We start from the raw sequence: 18736 nt of genomic DNA, 5'->3' as shown, positions 1-18736 counted from the left end.
CGCGATGGCCCCTTGGCCCTGATGACCCCTTGACCCCGATGACTCCCACGAACCACAGGAATGCCACCCCAGTCGAACCAGCCGCGGAGGCGAGCCGAGCATGCCCCAGTACCTAGCACCCGGTGTCTACGTCGAAGAGACACCCGGCCCCCGGACGATCCAGGGAGTCAGTACCAGCACGGCGGCCTTCATCGGCCCCACCCGGTTCGGCCCGACCAGCGGACGGCCCGAACTGCTCACCTCTTACGCGGACTTCGTGCGCATCTACGGTGACGCGGTCGACCTCGACTTCGGCGGCGGCCCGCTCCCCAACTACCTCGCGCTCGGCGTCAAGGGCTTCTTCGACGAGGGCGGCGGCAGCCTCTACGTGATGCGGACGTACGCCTACACCACCCCCGGCACCCCGGGGCAGGACCACGGCTTCGCCGTCGTGCCCCGGGACACCTCCGGACCGGCCCAGTTGTCGGTGCGGGCCCGCTTCCCCGGGCGGGCCGGGAACCTGCGGGTCGTCCTCACCCTGCGGGCGGGCACCAACGCCCTCGCCTCGACCCCGGCCGGGACGAAGACCCTGACCCGGGTGCGGGAGTTCGACACCGTGTGGGCGACCCGGCAGTCCCCGAACGAGAGCGGCGTGTTCGTCGTCCGCCGCGACACCGCCACGGGCGGCTGGACCCTCGTCGGCGGCTTCGAACTGCCGCTGGACGAGGCGACCGCGGTGTACCCGCTCACCGCCCTGGTGGAGGTCCAGCACCCGACCGTCGACCCGACGGGCCTGCCGGCCTTCGGCGCCCCGCAGGCGATCGGCGAGTTCGGGTTCGACCCACGTGCGGTCGGCACCGGCATCAGCACCGTCCTGACCGCGAACCCGCCCACCCGCCGCGGCGCCCTCACCGTGCCGATCGCCCTCGAAGGCGTGGCGGGTCTGCTCGACGCGGACGCCCCGGCCGACAGCCTGCCCACGGCCATCGCGCTGGCCCTGTTCGACAACGAGATCCTGGGGACCAGCGGCTCGGCGACGGCCCCGCTGGCCGCCCGGCAGCGCGTCGTCACCCTCGGCGGCGGAACCGACGGGAGGGTCCCCGGCGTCACCGCGTACCAGGGGGATCCGGTCGGCTTCGACGACTACCAGGCCGACCCCACCGCGCTGCCGTTCAACGGGCTCGTCGCCTTCGAGTCGGTCGACGACATCTCGATCGTCGCCGCGCCCGGTTCCGCCACGGGCTGGGTCGCCGGGGCCGCCGGACTGGACGCGGCGCACGCGATCGCCGACTCGGTGATCGACCACTGCGAGCGGATGGTCTACCGGGTCGCCGCACTCGACACCCCGCCCGGCCAACTGCCGGGCGAGGCACTGGACTTCCGCAACCAGCGGTCTTCCACGCACGCCGCCCTGTACTACCCCTGGATCACCGTCAGCAGCCCCACCGACGGCAGCCGCGTCCAGGCGCCGCCCGCCGCCTACCTGGCCGGGATCTGGGCGCGCAGCGACAACAGCCGTGGCGTGATCAAGGCCCCGGCGAACGAGGTCGTCCGCTCCGCTCTGGACTTCGAGACCCGGCTGAACAAGGCGCAGCAGGAACTGCTCAACCCGCAGGGCGTGAACTGCCTGCGCTTCTTCCCCGGCTCGGGCTTCCTCGCCTGGGGCGCCCGGACCATCTCCGACGACCCGGAGTGGAAGTACCTCAGCGTCCGCCGGTACTTCAACTTCCTGGAGAAGTCGATCGACGAGGGCACCCGGTGGGTGGTCTTCGAGGTCAACGGACCCGCGCTCTGGGACGCCGTCCGGCACACGGTCGAGGGCTTCCTGTTCGACCAGTGGAAGAGCGGGGCGCTGCTCGGCGCCAAGCCCGAACAGGCGTACTTCGTCCGGTGCGACGCCTCGACGATGACCGCCGACGACCTGGACAACGGGCGGCTGATCTGCGTCATCGGCGTCGCGGCGGCCAAGCCCGCCGAGTTCGTCATCTTCCGGATCAGCCAGTGGACAGCGACGCAGAGCGCCTGACGAACCCCTGAGGAGCGGCAATGGCAACCCAACGCGACAACCCGTACGGCGGTTTCAACTTCCTGGTCGACTTCGCCACCGGCGACGCGAGCACCGTGCGCGGCGGCTTCCAGGAGGTCAGTGGCATGAACATCGAGCTGACCTCCGCCGAGTACCGGGCCGGCAACTCGCCGGTCAACCACCCGGTCAAGGTGAACGGTGTCTACAAGGTCGGCGACGTCACCTTCAAGCGCGGTCTGCTCGGCGCGCTCGACCTCTACCAGTGGATCGACGCGATCCGCACCGGGGACCACGGCCTTCTGCGTACCGTGCACGTGTCGTTGCAGGACGAGGCGCACAACGGCCCGGTGATGACCTGGACCCTGCTCAACGCGCGCCCCCTGCGGTACACCGTCCCGGCCCTCAACGCCAGGACCGGCTCCGAGGTCGCCGTCGAGGAACTCGTCCTGTCCGTCGAAGACCTGAGCATCGAGTAGGACGCGACATGACCGCCTCGGCACTCACCTTCCAGGGACGCCTGCCCGGCGTCGACAGCGCTCCCGGACCGCCCGCCGCCGACCGGCCGCTGCGCCTCGACGTAGCGGCGTTCGTCGGGTTCGCGCAGAGCGGCCCGCTCGACCTGCCCGTCGCGGTGGAGGACGTGAACCAGTACGCGGCCGTCTTCGGCGGCGAACTGGTGCTGGCCACCGACGCGGGCCGGCCGGTGCACGCCCGTCTGGCCGGGGCCGTCAGGGCGTTCTTCGACAACGGCGGACAGCGCTGCCACGTCGTGCGCGTCGCCGGGCCGAACGCCCGGCCCGCCCGGTGGACGGTGCCGGGAGTGCGGATCTGGCAGCCCGACGGCACCGACTCAGGGGCCGCCGTCGAGGCGGCCTGGCCCGGCGCCTGGTCGAACGGCCTGGAACTGGGCACCCAACTCCTGGTCCGCCCCCTGGCGTTGCAGGGCCCGTACCAGCGGGCCACCGCCACGGACCCGGGGCGCCTCGTACTGGCGTCGGGCTCCCCGGCCCCGGTCCAGCCGGGCGATCTGATCCGGTTGGACCTCGGCCCTGACCGGCCGCTGCTCTACACGCGGGTACGGTCCCTGGCCCCCGGCACGTCGGCGGTGACCATGGACGCCGAGGTGCCCTGCCTCGCAGGGACGGACTCCGCCGCCGACCGGCCCGACCCGGGCGGGCTCGACGGCCTCCCCGCCGAACTCGCCGTCGCCTCGGCCGTGTTGCTGCGGATGGACCTGATCGCCAGGCAACGCCGCGCCGACGGCTCGCTGCTGCTGGACCGGTGGTCGGACCTCGCCTTCAACGCCGCCGCGACCCCGCCCTCCGGCACGGCCGCCGGCACGACGCGGCCCGTCTGGACGGACGTGATGCAGCCCGCGGGCGATCCGGCGCCCGACACCGGCCGGTCCATGCTCCTGCGCGCGGACGCCGCCGCCACACAGGCCGCGGCGACCGGGCTCGTCGTGCCCGTCGGGATGGACCCGCCCGGCGTCATCACGGACACCGCCGACCCGTCCGTGCCGGACGGCCCCGACCAGGCCGCCGGGTCCGACGACCTCGGCACCTTCCCCGTACGCTCCTTCACCGACCCCGACCTGGCCGCGGCGACCGTGTACGACCTGACGGAGAACGCGGCCCAGATCGGCGTGCTGTCGCCGGCTCCGCGGCGGCTCACGGGCCTGCACGCCCTGCTGGACGTCGAGGAGGTCGCGCTGGTCGCCGTGCCCGACGCGACCCACCTCGGCTGGTCCCCGGCGGCGCCCGCGGCCGAGCCGGGCCCGCCCGTCCTCGACGATCCGGGCGGGTACGACGAGTCAGGACTGATCGACGTCCAGAGCGCGCTGGTGACGATGTGCGCGGCGCGCGGCGACCAGGTGGCGCTGCTCAGCGTCCCGGCGCACTACGGCACCGACCAGGTCCTGAGCTGGCGGCAACGGCTGGGCGCCCGACCGCGGTTGGCCGACGCCGGAGCGTCCGGCACGTCGCCGTTGAGCTACGCGGGCTACTGGCACCCGTGGCTGCGCGTGCTGGAGACCGACCCCCTGGCCGCGACGCCGCTGCGCTCGGTACCGCCCGACGGCATGGTCGCCGGGACGATCGCGGCGCGCGAACTGGCCCGCGGCGCCTGGATCGCCCCGGCGAACCTGCCGATGCGCGGCCCGGTCCAGCTCGCCTCCGTACTGGGCGCCGTCGAGAGCGCCCGGCTGTTCGACGCGCACGCGAACCTGCTGCACAGGCGCCCCGGGACCATCAGCGCGCTGAGCGCGCACACCCTGTCCGACGACCCGGCGCTGCTCCAGCTGTCGGTGCGCCGTCTGCTGATCCTGCTCCGCAAGACCGCGCTCGCCCAGGGCCGCCGCTACACCTTCCAGACCGACGACGAACGGTTCCGGCAACTCGTCCGGATGAGGTTCGAGCAGATCCTCGCCTCGATGGCCGCCGCGGGCGCTTTCCAGGCCTACCAGGTGGCGACCGCCGACGGGGGAGAGGGCGCCGTGGTCGTCACCCTCCAGATCGCGCCGAGCGATCCGGTCGAGTTCATCACCATCAGCCTGGTCCGCTCGGGCGAGGGCCTGCTCGACGTACGGGAGAACTGACGATGACACCCATCGACCCGCCCTTCACCGCCTTCCGGTTCGACGTCGTCCTCGACCTCGACAAGGAGACCGCCGACCTCGCCGGCCCGCTGTGCGAGGCGGCCTTCGCGGAGTGCGACGGGCTGGAGATGACGATGCAGACCAGGAAACTCGACGTCGGCGGGATGAACGACCGCCAGATCCACCTCATCGGCCCGGTCACGTACGGGCAGTTGACCCTCAAGCGCGGCATGACGGACAACCTCCAGCTCTGGCGGTGGTTCACGCTCGGCACGCGGCCCGGTTCCGTGCTCACCGCGCACGGCCACGTCACCATGCGGGCGGCGGACGGAACTCCCGCGCTGCGGTTCACCCTGACCGGCTGCCTGCCGGTGCGGATGCGGGCGCCGGGGCTCAACGCCAGGGACGGACTGGTCGCCGTGGAGGAACTCGGGCTCGTCTACGAACGCCTCGACATCGGGCTGCCGGACGGCCCCGGACCCGGCACCGTGCCCGCGGGCCCGGCCACGGTCGGCGGAGGTGCGGGCTGATGGGCACGGCGACGATCACCGAATGGAATCCGGTCACCTGGAAGGCCGTGGACGACAGCGGCGGCGTCACCGTCGACTTCGACCCGGCGAGCCTGCAACTCACGTACACCCCGACGGGCGTCACCGGCGCCAACGCGGTGATCTCGTCCGGCACGTGGAGCAAGTTCGCCGCGCAGCAGACCGGCCAGTCGACGACGCTCAGCGTCGACCTGACCTTCGACACCACGGCCACCGGGAAGTCGGTCGCCGACAGAACCCAGCCGATCGTGGCGCTGACACTGCCGGCCGTCTCGCGGGGGAGCGCCGCCCCGGCCCGCCGGGTGGCCCGGTTCAGCTGGGGCGGGTTCGTCTTCTACGGCGCCGTGCAGACCCTCACCCAGACCATCGACTTCTTCTCCGCGGCCGGCATCCCGCTCCGGGCCTCCGTGCGGATGACGCTCTCCGACGTCAAGCAGCCCGACCCGGCCACCGCCCAGCCGCCGCAGGCCACCCCGGTCCCCTTCGGCGCCGCCGCCGGGACCGGCGCGGCCCCGGCGACCGCGGCCGCGCCCTCCGCAGTCACCGCCGCCACCGGCGCCCCGGTCGGGACGACGCCGCTGACGCTCAGCCAGGCCGGGGACAGCGTGCAGTCCATCGCGGCCCGGTCCGGTGCCGGAGTCCCCTGGAAGACCATCGCCGCCGCCAACGGCATCGACAACCCGCGGCTGCTGCCCCCGGGGACCGTCCTCGACCCCAGCGTCCGTACCCCGTGAGCAGGAAGGACTGACCACCCGTGCGCATCGACATCAATGAGCTGGAGATCCTCGAACCGGCCGCCCCGGCGGGACCGGACCCGGACGCCGACGCCGCGGCCGCGGCCGGGGACCGGCCGGACCGGCAGGCGGCGGATCTCGGCGAGCGGCTGCGCCACTGGCACCGCGAGGCCCTCGCGCACGAGCACCGGCTGCTGGCGGACTGAGCCATGAGCCCACACACCGCGGCGTACGTGTCGACCCCGGCCATCGTCCTGAACGGCACCGCCGACCCGCGCGCCACGAGCGACCTGATGGCGCTGACGGTCGAGGAGACGACCCTCGGCATGTCCTGGTGCGAGGCGGCGTTCGGCAACTGGGGCGCCCGCGGCTCCGCGCAGGACTACCTCTACCTGAGCGGCGATCCGATCGGCTTCGGTACCGACCTGTCCGTGTCGTTCGCCGCCGACGGGGTGGACCACGAGGTCTTCGCCGGCCGGGTCAGCGCCCTGCAGGCCGACTACCCCGCCGACGGGCCCGCCCAGGCGCGGGTGTTCGCCGAGGACCGGCTCCAGGACCTGCGGCTCGCCCGGCGCACCCGGACCTTCGACGACTCCACCACCACGGACGTCACCGACCGGCTCGCCCGGGACCACGGCCTGACCGCCGATGTCCGACTCGACGGCCCGGCCCGCAAGGTCACCGCCCAGCTCAACCGCAGCGACCTGGCCCTGCTGCGCGACCTGGCCCGGTCCGACGACGGCGAGGTCTGGCTCGACGGCGGCACGCTGCGGGTCCGCCGCCGCCCCGACCGGCAGGACACGACGGTCCACCTCGGCTACGGCGCCGACCTGCTGTCCTTCTCCGCCCGCGCCGACCTCGCGGACCAGGTCACGCGGGTCGCGGTGACCGGCTGGTCGGTCGCGGACAAGGCCGCCATCCACGAGACCGCCGACTCCGCGGACCTGGCCGCCGAACTGGAGGCCGGCCAGCGCGGCGGATCCACCCTGCTCGGCTCGGCGTTCGGCGACCGCGACGAGCGGATCGTCCGGTCGGCGCCGCTGGCCGCCGACGACGCCCGGGCGCTGGCGCGGGCCGCCTACCTGGCGCGGGCCCGGCGGTTCGTGTGCGGGACGGGCACCACGGCGGGCAACCCCGCCCTGCGGGTCGGCGCGCGGGTGAGCCTTACCGGCCTCGGCGCCGCCTTCGACGGCGACTACGCGGTCTGCCGGGTCCGCCACAGCTACGACCTCGCGCTCGGCCACCGCACCGAGTTCGACGTCGAGCGCCCCGGACTGGGGGCCGCGCGATGACGCCGGACGGCGCGGCCTACTTCGGCGTGTATCCGGCCGTGGTCAGCGACAACCAGGACCCCGACGGGCAGGGCCGGGTCAAGGTGCGGCTGCCCTGGTCGCCGGATTCCGGGAGCGAGGAGTACGCGGTGTGGGCCCGGGTCGCCACGACCATGGCGGGGGGCGGCAGGGGCACCTGGTTCGTCCCGGAGGCCGGCGACGAGGTGCTGGTCGGCTTCGGCGGCGGCGACCCTGACTGGCCCTACGTGGTCGGTGCGCTGTGGAACGGCCAGGACGCCCCGCCCGAGTCGATGGACTCCGGCAACAACGTCAAGTCGATCGTGTCCCGGACCGGCATCCGGATCACGCTCGACGACACCGACGGTGCCGTGACGCTGTCGCTGACGACCCCGGGCGGCCAGACGGTGAGCCTGCAGGACGGCGGCAGCACGATCCGGCTCGCCGACGCCGGCGGCAACACCCTGGAGATGGCACCGGCCGGCATCACGCTCACCGCCGCCGGCAAGCTGTCCATCAGCGCCACCACCCTGGAGATCGACGCGGGCTCGGCGACGGTCAGTTCGGCGATGTGGGCCGACTCCGGGGCGATCCAGTGCGACACGATCATCGCCAACTCGGTGGTGTCCGCCATGTACACCTCCGGCACCGGGAACACCACGTGAGCGCCGCCGCGCGCGAGACGCCGCGCTGGCTCGCACCGGCCCCGCTGTGGACGGCCCGGACCGTCGCCGCCGCGAGCGAGGAGTTCCTGCGCCCGTGGATCGCCGAGCTGCGGACCGACTCCTTCCTCGCCGACTTCCTGTCCATCGTGGGCGGCACCGACGGACGATCCCCGGCCGACCTTCCCGCCACGCTGCCGGAGCGGTCCGACGAGGACGGCTCGTACCGGCTGTTCCCCTCGCACAGCCGCAGGTACTACCTCGTGCTGGCCTCGCTGGTCTGCCACCGCCCGGGAATCCCCGACCACACCGTCCAACCCGCCCTGGGCGAACGGGCGTTGTTCGTCCTGCGCCGGATCCGGCAGGGCGCGGAGAAGGGCTTCGTGCCCAGCGCCACCGACACCGGGACCTGGCAGCCCGCCACGGCCCACGCGCTGGTGCCCGGCGAGCGGGAACTGCCCCTGCACCGCGCGCCGGTGGCGGCGTTCGCGGCGCCGGGCACCGCGGCGGCCACCCTCGGCATGGCCGCGGGACAGCCGTCCGCCCGCACGGTCCGCTACGGCTACATCCCGGTGTCGGGCGGCGACACCGTCGCCGACGACGTCACCACGACCTACGTCATCCGCGCCGTCCTCGTACGCGACCCCTGCGCACCGGTGATCAGCGCGCCGACGCAGCCGTTCGAGCTCGCGGGCCCGCTCGACCCGGACGCCCCGCGGCGGCCGTCGGCGGCCACCACGAAAGGACCGACCTCGTGACCACACCGGCGGCGCTCTACGGACAGGGCGTCTCGTTCCCGCCCCGGGTCGGCCCGGACGGCGGCATGGTCTGGTCCGCGGGCGAGGCCAACGTACGGGAGTGCGTCGTCACGATCCTGCGCACCCGCCCCGGCGAACGGGTCGAGCGGCCCGGCTACGGGTGCGGGCTCGACCGGTACCTGTTCGAGCCCAACACGGTCGCGACGCTGCAGCTGATCGTCGACGACGTACGGCGCTCACTGACCCGCTGGGAGCCGCGCATCCGCCTCGACGACGTCGACGCCCAGGCCAACGCCGCCGACCCGCGCGACGTCGACCTCACCATCACCTACACCCTGATCGCGACCAGCGCCCGCGAGCGGCTCCAGATGACACTCAGCGCGGAAGGCCAGGACCAGCCGTGACGATTCAGATCCCGGTTCTCGACGACCGTTCCTTCGACCAGCTCGTCCGGGAGGCACTGGCCCGGGTCCCGGTGCACACACCGGAGTGGACCAACCTCAACGAGAGCGACCCCGGCGTCACCATCCTCGAACTGTTCGCCTTCCTCACCGAGAACCTGCTCTACCGCGGCAACCGGATCCCCGAGGCGAACCGGCTCAAGTTCCTCACCATGCTGGGGATCGCCCTCCAGCCGCCGAGCCCCGGGGTCGGCCTCGTCACGATCGGCAACGACAAGGGCCCGCTCACCCCGCCGCTGGCGGTGCCGACCGGCACCGAACTCAAGGCCGGGCAGGTCCCGTTCAGCACCGCCACCCCGATGGCCGTGCTGCCCGTCACGTCGGCGGTGTACTACAAGCAGCCGCAGCCCGCCCTCGACCAGGCCACGCGGGACCGCTACCAGCTCATCTACCAGACCTTCCTGGAAGCCGACACCGACGTCCTCACCTTCTACAAGCCCGTCTCGCTCGACCCGCCGGCCACCGGCAAACCGGACCCGGTCGTCGATCTGGCCGACCAGACGGGCGGCACCGTCGACCGCTCCCTGTGGGTGGCACTGCTGGGCCCCAAGGGCGCCGATCCGGACGCCGTCCGCCGGGCCGTCGCCGGCCAGAGCCTGTCCATCGGCGTCTACCCGGCGACGGCGACCCCCGGCCAGGTCCTGCCTCCCCAGCGGACCGGCACCCCGGCCGCCGACCCCGGCCTCGTCTTCGAGATCGCGGCGCCAGAACCCGACCCGTCCGGTCTGTCCGGCCCAGGCTTCGGCGTCGGCCCGGCCCGCTACACCCGGCTGCCCGTCACCTACGCCGAAGCGGTCCTCGACCGGCCCGGCCTGGTCCAGGTGACGCTGCCGCCGTACGAGCAGCTGCTGCTCTGGGCGTTCGACCCCGAGGCGGAGGGCACCGGCGACTTCCCGCCCCGCGTGGACGACGCCGCCGTGTCGGCCCGCCTCGTCAGCTGGATCCGGGTGCGCCTGCAATCCTCGGCCTCCGGCACCGGCACGGCCACCGGCACCGGCACCGGATGCGGCTGCCGGGGCGGGACCGGGACTCGGGACGGCATCGGCGACCCCACGACCCTGGCGTCGCTGTCGGCCGTGGACCACGGGCCCACCAGCCGGATCACCTGGCTGGGCGTCAACGCGACCCGGGCCGTGCAGTCCGAGGCCGTCCAGGCCGAAAGCGTCGGCATCGGCACGGGCACGCCGTTCCAGACCTTCACCCTGGCCAGGACCCCCGTCCTCGGCGACACCGCGCCCGGCGGCCGCACCGTGGAGGTCCAGGACGCCGACGGCACCTGGCACGCCTGGTCCGAGACCGACGACATCTATGCCGCGGGCCCCGACGACACCGCCTTCACCCTGGACCGCGCCACCGGCCTGCTCACCTTCGGCAACGGCCTGTCCGGGCTGCGCCCGCCGCGCGGAGCCGCGATCCGGGCCTCGTACTCCTCCGGCGGCGGACTCCAGGGGCGGGTGGCGATCGGGGGGATCACCAAGAGCGCCGTGCTGCCCGGCGGATTCAGCGTGACCAACCCCGTGCCGACCTGGGGCGCGGGCGACGGGGAGTCGGCCGCCGACGGCGAGAGCGCCGTCACCCGCTGGCTGCGCCACCGCGACCGGCTGGTCACCGCCGACGACTTCCGGGACCTCACCCGGCGGACCCCGGGGGTGGACCTCGGCAGGGTCGAGGTGCTGCCGCTGTTCAACCCCGACCGCGACGACCTGCCGCAGAACTGGCCGGGCATGGTGACCGTCCTCGTCATACCCCGCTCGGACCCGCTGCGGCCGCAGAGCCCCTCGCCCGACCGGCAGTTCCTCGACACGGTGTGCGGCTGGCTCGACCCCCGGCGGCTCGTCACCACCGAACTGCACGTCCGCGGACCGCGGTACCAGCCGATCTGGGTCTCCGTCGGCATCGCCACCCTCCCCGGCCAGGTGCCCTCGGCCGTCGAACAGGCGGTCACCAAGGCCGTTTCGGTGTTCCTGTCCCCGCTGACCGGCGGGCTGCCCGCGATCGGGGCCGATGACGGCCTCGTCGCACCGGACGCCGCCGGCACCGGCTGGCCGCTGGGCGTCGACGTCCGCCCGCAGGACATCGAGGCGATCGCCACCCGCGTCCCGGGCGTGCGATACGTCGACTCCGTGCTGATCGCCATGACGGACGCCGACGGCTCCGTGGTCTCACCGGTCGACTCGGTGCCGATCAGCGGGCTGCGGCTGCCCGCCGCGACCGTCACCGTGACCTCCGGCACCGCGCCGGACCCGGCCGGCCTGACCGGCGGCAGCCGGCCGGCGCCGCCGACCCAGGTGCCGGTGCCGGTCGTGCCCGACACCTGCTGACCGCCCGTCGGTACCGCCCGTACGCCCGAAACCGTGAACAGGACAGGAGTGCCATGGACGTCCAGGGTTCCCAGTACCACGTCGTCAACGGGATCGACGACTGGGGCCGCTGCATCGACACGGCCTCGGGACGCACCCTCACCGAGGCGTGGGCGGACACCGCGCCGACGGCGGTGAGCACCGCCTGGGAGTACGACCCCGGCCTCGGGGTGCTGCGGCTGCGCCGGGACACCCCGCTGTTCCGGCGTGCGGGCCGCACCCCACCGATCGATCCCGCCGCCCGGCGCGGCGCGGGCCGGGACGGCTACGGCAACTGGTACTGGATCGACACCGACCGACGCACCATCCGCGGACGGGCCGCGTCCGCGCACGCCGCCTCCATCTGGTGGACCGTCGACGACCTGGCGGCGAGCTGCGCCTGCCGGACCGGTGACCCCGCGGCGTTCGGCCACGCCGGCCCCTGCCCGCCGGTGGACATCCTGCTGCAAGGGCTCACGGTCACCACCCGCCACTACCTGCTCGTCGGCTACCGCACCCAGGGCACCCCCTGCGAAGCCGGGCTGCTCGCCTTCGACCTCCGCGGCGGCGGAGCGCCCCTGCGGCTGCTGTGGCCCGACCCCGCCTCGTTCACCCCGTGGGACCTCGCCGACACCGCCGACGGCGGCGCCCTCGTACTCGACGCCGAACACGCCTGCTACTGGCGGCTCGACGAGCACCTGCGGCTGTGCGGCCCGAAGCCCGCCGCGCTGCTCGACGCCGACTCGGCACCCCTGCACGCCGTTGCCATCGAACCCGGCCCCGACGACAGCGTGCTGGTCCTGGACGCCGACCCCGGCCGCGGCTACTCCACGCTGTACCGCTTCGACGGCGAGCAGTTGCGCTGGACGACGCCCATGCGCGATGCCGTCGAGGTGATCGACCCGCGGGACCCGACGAACACCCCGACGCTGTACTCGCTGCTCGGCCACGACTTCTGCTACCTGGCGGGCCCTCCCGCCACCGGCCCGCTGCCGCCGCCCGTGCTCTACGTGGGCGACGCCGAGGGCGAGCAGGTGATCGCGTTCACCCTCGACCCCGACACCGGCGAACTGCGGGCCCGCGACGAATTCCTGCCGATGCGCCGGTGGGCCGGACGGGCGCTGGTCCGCTCCGGACCGGGCGCCTGGTACGACTTCGGGGAACGCTGGATCTCCCTGGAGGTCTTCACCGAGTGCCGCTTCGCCTCGACCGCCACGCTGGTGACACCGGCCCCCGTCGCCGACGCGATCCCCGGCGAGACGTTCGACAGCCGGCTGCCCGGCTGCGTCTGGCACCGGCTCCTGCTGGACGCCCAGCTCCCCACCGGCACCGGCGTGAGCCTGCGCGCCCGCGGCGGCGACGACCCGGCCCTGCTGACCCAGCAGCCGTGGCTCGCCCAACCGGTGCCCTACCAGCGCTCCGACGGCCCGGAACTGCCCTGGCTCGACGTCTGGGCCGACCGGCGGCAGGCCGACGGCACGCTGCCCGACGGCACCGGCACCTGGGAACTGCTCTTCCAGGGGGTGACCGGACGCTACCTCCAGCTGGAGGTCACCCTCACCGGCACCGGCCGCTCCTCGCCGCTGATCCGTTCGCTGCGCGCCTGGTACCCCCGGTTCTCCTACCCCGAGCACTATCTGCCGGCGGTCTACACCGACAGCGCGGACCCCGGCCGGTTCCTGGAGCGGTTCCTCGCCAACCCCGAGGGCCTGTACACCGCGCTGGAGGAGCGCATCGAGCACTCCCACCTGCTCCTGGACGCCCGCACCGCGCCCACCGCCGACCTGCCGTGGCTCGCCGCCTGGTTCGGGCTCGCCCTCGACCCGCTGTGGGACACCGCGCGGCGCCGCTTCCTGATCCGGCACGTCGACGCCTTCTACCGCCGCCGCGGCACCGTCCCGGGGCTGCTGGCCACCCTGCGGGTGTACCTCGACCCGGTCGTGGACGAGCGCGTCTTCGACCCGGTCGGCGCGGCGAGCGGATCCGGCGTCGGAGTGGTCGAACGGTTCCTGACCCGCGACGCCGCCCCGCCGCCCGGCCAGGCGGCCCCCGATCCGCTGACCCGGGTCCGCGGCGCCGCCCACCGGTTCGACGTGCTCGTGCCCGCCGGGCTGTCGGCCGACGCCGAGGCCATGGTGAACCGTATCGTGGCGGCCGCCAAGCCCGCCCACACCGGATTCGGACTGCGCCGCCTCGACGAGCTGTTCGCCGTCGGACGAGCCCGCCTCGGCCTCGACACCACGATCGGCCGCAGCCCCTTGTTCACGCCGGTGGTGACCGGCGGCGGCACGCTCGCCGGGGGTTACCTCGGCTACGCCTACCCCTTCGACATCACCGACCGGCTCGTGAGCGATCGCGACCGCGTCGGCGCCCTTCCCGCTCTGTAGCCCAGGAGAAGCCTGCGATGACCGTCACCGAACCCTGCGTCTCCCTGTCCACCGGAACGCTGAGCCCCGACAAGCGGGTCAACTACTCCTACGGGATGGTGCTCGGCCTCGACGAGTTCCTCCAGGAGCAGCTGTACCGGCAGGAGAAGGACTACCGGCACCGCCGCCTGCTGCACGGCTCCGGCATCAGTTACGGGCTGAACGTGACCGCCGCACCGACCGCCGACGGCAACGACCAGATCGTCACCGTCAGCCCTGGCGCGGGCATCGACCAGTGGGGACGGGAGTTCGTCGTCCCGGACGCCCAGTGCGTCCGGATCGGCAGCTGGCTGGTGGCCCAGGAACAGGCGAGCCCCGGCATCGTCGCGGAGCACACCGACGGCTCCGGTGGTGTGCACATGTACGTCGCCGCGAGCTACGCGAGCTGCCTGGACGATCTGGTCCCCGTGCCCGGTCAGCCGTGCGGCACCAGTGGGCAGGCGCAGGTGGCCTCCCGTATCCGCGACTCCTGGGACATTCAACTGCGCTGGGACCGCCCGGCGATGCCGCGCTGGGACTCCGACCGCCGGCTCGGGCGGCTCCTCGCGTCGGTCGAGGTCGTCGCCAACCAGCCCGACGGCCATCTGCCGGGCTACAGCGAGCTGTTCGACGCGGTGCGGGCCCTGGCCGACCAGGCGCCGAACGGCCCGGGCGACCTCGACTCGTCGTTCAGCGGGATGCCGGTGGCCTATCAGATCCCCGCGTACAACGCTTTCGAGGTATGGGAGCAGGTCTTCGACATCTGGGTCACCGAGGTCCGGCCGAGGCTCACGCCGGATCTGATCGCGCCCCCGGAGTCGTCGGACCCGGCGATCGCGCTCGGGGACCTGCTGATGGATCTGGGCAACGGGCCGTTCGACCCCGCCAACCCCACGGTCGGCGGCACCTGGGTCACTCTCACCGGCCGCCCGCACGTGCTGAACACCCAGCTGATCCAGCAGCTGAGCGTGCCGAAGAAGAAGGTCACCGATCCGGTCGAACTGGTGACGCTGGTTCCCTCCCTGTCCACGGCGGGGGTCCTGACCGTCGTCGCGCAGTTCTCCCAGCAGGTCAGGCTGACCACTCCGATCCAGGTCACCACGTCATCCGGTGCCGAGGCGCCGTTCGCCGTGTCCGCGAAGGACAGTTTCGGCAATCCCACGTTCTTGGCCTCCGTATGGACGCTGACCCCTCCGCCGAGCTCGAAGTTCACCAGCGGCCAGAAACTGACGGCGACGTTCGACTCCGACTCGGTCCTCATCAACGGCAACATCACCCTGAACCAGGCCCGTGAGGACGAGGGCGTCCTCTTCCTCAACCCGGGGCCGTACAACGGATCGGTCCTCGCCTCCGCGACGATCCCCGCACCGGGGACCACCGCGACGCCGGCCGCCTCCGCCCTGGCCGAAAGCCCGCCATCCGGCACACCGGCGACCAATGCCGAATTCGTCACGATCACCGACACCGGTGCGACGGACCAGCAGTTGAGCTTCGAGCTGTGGTTCCACCCCGAACCCCGGGGCGCCCGGAACGACATGATCGCGCAGACCCCGCAGGTGCGGGCGTACGACGAGCTGACCGGCAACCCGCTGGCGGTCACCGGCCTCACCCAGGACCCGCTCTACGGCAACGCCTGGACGGTGACGACGGACGTGCCGCACAACAACCGCCCGTTCCCGGCGTACGTACGGTTCGTCTTCCCGGCGGAGGGCTTCGGCCTCGCCGGCCCGACCTCGGGCAGCACCGAGCTGGCCGCCTGGATCGCCGCCGAGGGCGTGGAGTTCACCGGCTGGGACCCGGGCGAGTCGAGCATCGTGGCGTTCCACCGGGCCGCGGCGCCGGACGCGGCGGCCCCGGCGGTCGCGGCGTCCGCCGCCGCGGCGAAGCGGGCCACCCCGGCCAAGGCGGCGGCACCGCGGACGACCGGCGGGCGGAGCCAGAAGCGATGAGCAGCCAGACGATCGGATCGGACTTCACCGGCGGCGACCTGCTGCCGAACTACGTCAACGGGCGGCTCCTGGCCGCCGAGGACCTGGCGACCGGCCAGGCGAGTCTGCTCGCCCGGGACAACCGGATCGGACAGGCGGCCGGTGCCGGGATCGTGCGGGGGCTCTGGGTGACCTCCGGCGCCACCACCCTCACGGTGGCCGCGGGGACGGGGATCAGCCGCTCCGGGCAGCCGGTGGCCGCGCCGCGGACGATCACGCTGCCGCTGACCCTGACGGCCGCCGCGACCACCGTCAACACGGCGCTGTTCTCCCGCTGTTCGGGCCTGGGCACCGGCACGAGCAGCGGGGTCGCCCAGGGCACGTACCTGCTCACGGCCCGGCCGGCCCAGCAGCCGCAGGGGCGGACGCCGCTGGCCGCGGCCCCCGACAGCGGCATGTCGCCCGGCTGCGCGGCCCGTTGGACGGCGGAGGGGGTGGAGATCCGGGCGGTCACCCTGCCCGCCCTCACCACCGTCGCCGGGTTCGCCACCACGCCGGACAACCTGCGCAATCTGACGGCCCATTGGTGTTTCGGCAGCGAACAACTGGCGGCCCTGCCCCAGAACCCGTTCTCCTTCGACCCGGCGTACTCCGGGTTCGACCGCCTCGACCCGGCGGACCTCACCGACCTCGACCTGCCGCTGGCGGTCTTCCGCTGGGACGGCCGGCAGGTCGTCGACCTCGACAACTGGTCGGCCCGGCGCAGGATCACGACCCCCGATCCGGTCCCCTCGTCGTGGTCGGGGGTCACGGCCGACCGGCGCGACGCCGACGGACAGGCCCGGTTCCTGCAGTTCCAGGACCAGATCGACCAGATCGCGGCCGGCGGCACGGCCCGTTCCCTGGACGCCGCGACGGTCTTCGCCCTGCTGCCGCCGGTGGGGTTCCTGCCCGCCGTCGACGACAACAGCGAGTTCGCGCCGCCCGCCCTCGTGGCCAAGCAGACGGCGGCCGCGTTCGCCGGCTCGCTCTTCGACCCCTGGAGCTTCTTCGGTCAACTGGCGTCGTTCGGCGGTGTCATCACCTGGGCGGTCGCCGACTGCGCACTGCGCCAGTCCTGGCAACTGCCCGCTGTGCGCACCGACTACGGCAACGAGGGACCGCGTCCGCTGACGTTCTTCTACGTCCAGGAGAACCTCGACGCCTCCGACCAGCCGGCCTACGTGGTGTTCATGGCCGGCCCGCCCTGGCAGGCAGGCAACGGCGGGACAATCGCCAAGGCTGCGGATCCGTCGAAGAGCACCGCCGCATGAGCGACACCGTGCGCATCGCGCGCATGCGCCTGCACCGGGCTCGCGACCGATCGCCCGACGGGCACGCCGCCGTCCGAGCGCTCGACCTCGCGCCCTCGGCGCCGGACCGGTCCGTGCTGGTGATCCGGCGGCTGAGCGTGCTCGCCGCCGACGCTCGTACGGCCCGCGAGCGCGTCACGGCACTGCGCAGGGGAGCGGCCCGGCCCGCGCTCGGCCCGGTGCCGCCGGACTGCCCGGCGGTGGTCTTCAACGACGAGGCCGAGGCGCTGTCCTGTCTGACGGCCGACCTGGTCGCGGACCGTGCCGCCGACCGGTGGTACTGGCCAGCGGACATCCGGACCGGAGCGGCCGCGGCCGGCATCGGCACGACCCTGGCCCGGCTCTGGCTGGCCCGGCCGGGTTTTCTCCCCGCGACGCTGGCCCTGACGGCCCGGCGTTCGCCGTCGGACGCCGTACGGGCCGTCGGCCTGCTGTCCGACGCCGAGGCCCGCGCGGTGGCCGCCGCGATGCTGGCCGCCTTCCGCGCGACGGCTGTGCCGCCCGGGTCCGGGCCGACGGCAGTGCCGGACCGTCTGCTCCCCCCGGTGCCCGGCCGACCGGGGAGCGGCGCCACGCTCCGCCCGGCCGGGCAGGCGCTGCTGGCTCTCGGGCTGACCCTCGCGGCCACGCCGTCGGCCGCACGGGATGTCCGCCTCCTGCGCGAGATCGACGGTCTCCTGCGGTCCGCGGACGCCTCCAGCCCGGAACCCGCCGGGCGGGACACCTCACCGGAAAGCGCCGCGGCACGGTCGGCGGCCGACGGCGCCGGGCAGACGCCGGACGCGCCCGCCGGCCTCGGCAGCACCGCGGCCGATGGGACCGCGGCCGCGCCCGCGGCCGATCCCGCCCGGCGGCCGGCGCACCCACCCGCCGGCGAGCGGCCCCCGGTGAGGCCCGGAACCCGGTCGCCTAGGGGCGCGGGCCGTGCGCCGGACGACGCCGCGGACGGCACGCCCGCCCCGGAGCGGGCGGGAATCCGAAGCCCTCTCTCCGCGGACGAGGCCGCGCGACGGCCGACCACCACCTCGGAACAGGCCCCGGTCGGCCCCGTCCGCCGGTCCGCCACCGTTCCGGGCGGCGCACGCCCGCCTGCGGGGCAGGCCGCCCGAGGCACGGTGGACGCGGCCCCCCGCCCCGAAGGCCCGTGGCGGCATGGCCGGTGGCCGGGAGGGGATCCGGGCCGGGGCGAGGCCGTCGAGAGCCGGTTCGCCACGCTGTTCTACGCGGTCAACCTGATGACCTGGCTGGATCTGCCGAGCCTGGACGCCCCGGAGTCCGAGCCCGACTCCGGCTGGGGGACCCTCGAAGCGCTCGGCAGGTCACTGCTGGGCGTGCCGCCCGCAGGGCCCGGCACCGCGTCGCAGGACCCGGTCTGGCGGGTCCTCGCCGAACTCGACGGCCGCGACCCGTCCACACCCACGCCCGTCCGGCCCGAGGTGTTCACCGACCGGCTGCACGACCTGCTCGACCGCCGCGGTCTCGCACCGGAGGCCTTCGCCCAGCCCGGCACCCTCGTGATCGGCCGCACCCACGTCGACGTGCTCCTCGGGCTGGAGCAGATCGACCTCACCGCCCGGTCCAGCGGGCTGGACCAGGATCCGGGCTGGGTGCCCGCGCTCGGCCGGATCATCGCCTTCCACTTCGACGGGGGCAGTTGAG

At 73.9% G+C, this 18736-nt stretch carries 15 protein-coding genes; all 15 read left to right on the top strand.

Annotation, left to right across the window (positions count from 1 at the left end):
- Positions 1-100: 100 nt before the first annotated feature.
- Genes AB0D85_RS41300 through AB0D85_RS41230 form a run of 15 tightly spaced genes read left to right on the top strand, consistent with a single transcriptional unit; the run spans position 101 to position 18735 of the window.
- On the top strand, positions 101-2005 hold the full coding sequence (locus tag AB0D85_RS41300) for a phage tail sheath subtilisin-like domain-containing protein (RefSeq protein WP_362332583.1): 1905 nt from the start codon (positions 101-103) through the stop codon (positions 2003-2005).
- Positions 2006-2025: 20 nt separating this feature from the next.
- The gene (locus AB0D85_RS41295) at positions 2026-2481 is read left to right on the top strand and encodes a phage tail protein (RefSeq protein ID WP_362332581.1); all 456 of its coding nucleotides are present in this window, start codon (positions 2026-2028) and stop codon (positions 2479-2481) included.
- A gap of 8 nt (positions 2482-2489) precedes the next feature.
- Entirely contained in the window at positions 2490-4601 is a 2112-nt protein-coding gene (locus tag AB0D85_RS41290; RefSeq protein ID WP_362332578.1) for a hypothetical protein, read from the top strand.
- A gap of 2 nt (positions 4602-4603) precedes the next feature.
- A complete protein-coding gene (locus tag AB0D85_RS41285; RefSeq protein WP_362332576.1) occupies positions 4604-5131 on the top strand; it encodes a phage tail protein in 528 nt (175 codons plus the stop codon).
- Positions 5131-5883 carry a LysM peptidoglycan-binding domain-containing protein gene (locus AB0D85_RS41280; RefSeq protein WP_362332573.1) on the top strand — a complete coding sequence of 251 codons (753 nt, stop codon included), beginning with the start codon at positions 5131-5133 and terminating at the stop codon, positions 5881-5883. The genes AB0D85_RS41285 and AB0D85_RS41280 overlap by 1 nt, the downstream gene beginning before the upstream one ends.
- Positions 5884-5903: 20 nt before the next feature.
- The gene (locus AB0D85_RS41275; RefSeq protein ID WP_362332570.1) at positions 5904-6089 is read left to right on the top strand and encodes a hypothetical protein; all 186 of its coding nucleotides are present in this window, start codon (positions 5904-5906) and stop codon (positions 6087-6089) included.
- Positions 6090-6092: 3 nt separating this feature from the next.
- Positions 6093-7175, top strand: coding sequence for a contractile injection system protein, VgrG/Pvc8 family (locus AB0D85_RS41270; RefSeq protein WP_362332567.1), 1083 nt, complete (start codon positions 6093-6095; stop codon positions 7173-7175).
- Positions 7172-7837 (top strand): phage baseplate assembly protein V, encoded by a 666-nt coding sequence (locus tag AB0D85_RS41265; RefSeq protein WP_362332564.1) that lies wholly within the window; start codon positions 7172-7174, stop codon positions 7835-7837. The genes AB0D85_RS41270 and AB0D85_RS41265 overlap by 4 nt, the downstream gene beginning before the upstream one ends.
- Positions 7834-8592 (top strand): hypothetical protein, encoded by a 759-nt coding sequence (locus AB0D85_RS41260; protein ID WP_362332561.1) that lies wholly within the window; start codon positions 7834-7836, stop codon positions 8590-8592. Before AB0D85_RS41265 ends, AB0D85_RS41260 begins: the two co-directional genes overlap by 4 nt.
- Positions 8589-8996: a GPW/gp25 family protein gene (locus tag AB0D85_RS41255; protein WP_362332559.1), complete on the top strand. Its 408-nt coding sequence runs from the start codon at positions 8589-8591 to the stop codon at positions 8994-8996. Before AB0D85_RS41260 ends, AB0D85_RS41255 begins: the two co-directional genes overlap by 4 nt.
- Complete coding sequence (locus AB0D85_RS41250; RefSeq protein WP_362332556.1) at positions 8993-11374, top strand: putative baseplate assembly protein; 2382 nt, start codon at positions 8993-8995, stop codon at positions 11372-11374. Before AB0D85_RS41255 ends, AB0D85_RS41250 begins: the two co-directional genes overlap by 4 nt.
- A gap of 53 nt (positions 11375-11427) precedes the next feature.
- On the top strand, positions 11428-13779 hold the full coding sequence (locus AB0D85_RS41245) for a phage tail protein (RefSeq protein WP_362332553.1): 2352 nt from the start codon (positions 11428-11430) through the stop codon (positions 13777-13779).
- Positions 13780-13796: 17 nt separating this feature from the next.
- The gene (locus AB0D85_RS41240; protein WP_362332550.1) at positions 13797-15746 is read left to right on the top strand and encodes a hypothetical protein; all 1950 of its coding nucleotides are present in this window, start codon (positions 13797-13799) and stop codon (positions 15744-15746) included.
- Positions 15743-17038, top strand: a complete 1296-nt coding sequence (locus AB0D85_RS41235) for a hypothetical protein (RefSeq protein ID WP_362332547.1) — start codon at positions 15743-15745, stop codon at positions 17036-17038. The genes AB0D85_RS41240 and AB0D85_RS41235 overlap by 4 nt, the downstream gene beginning before the upstream one ends.
- Positions 17035-18735 (top strand): hypothetical protein, encoded by a 1701-nt coding sequence (locus tag AB0D85_RS41230; RefSeq protein WP_362332544.1) that lies wholly within the window; start codon positions 17035-17037, stop codon positions 18733-18735. The genes AB0D85_RS41235 and AB0D85_RS41230 overlap by 4 nt, the downstream gene beginning before the upstream one ends.
- Position 18736: the final 1 nt, after the last annotated feature.

The sequence above is a fragment of the Streptomyces sp. NPDC048277 genome (assembly GCF_040652235.1).
In the GTDB taxonomy this organism is placed as follows: Bacteria; Actinomycetota; Actinomycetes; order Streptomycetales; family Streptomycetaceae; genus Streptomyces.
This window is presented reverse-complemented; position numbering and strand designations above follow the sequence as displayed.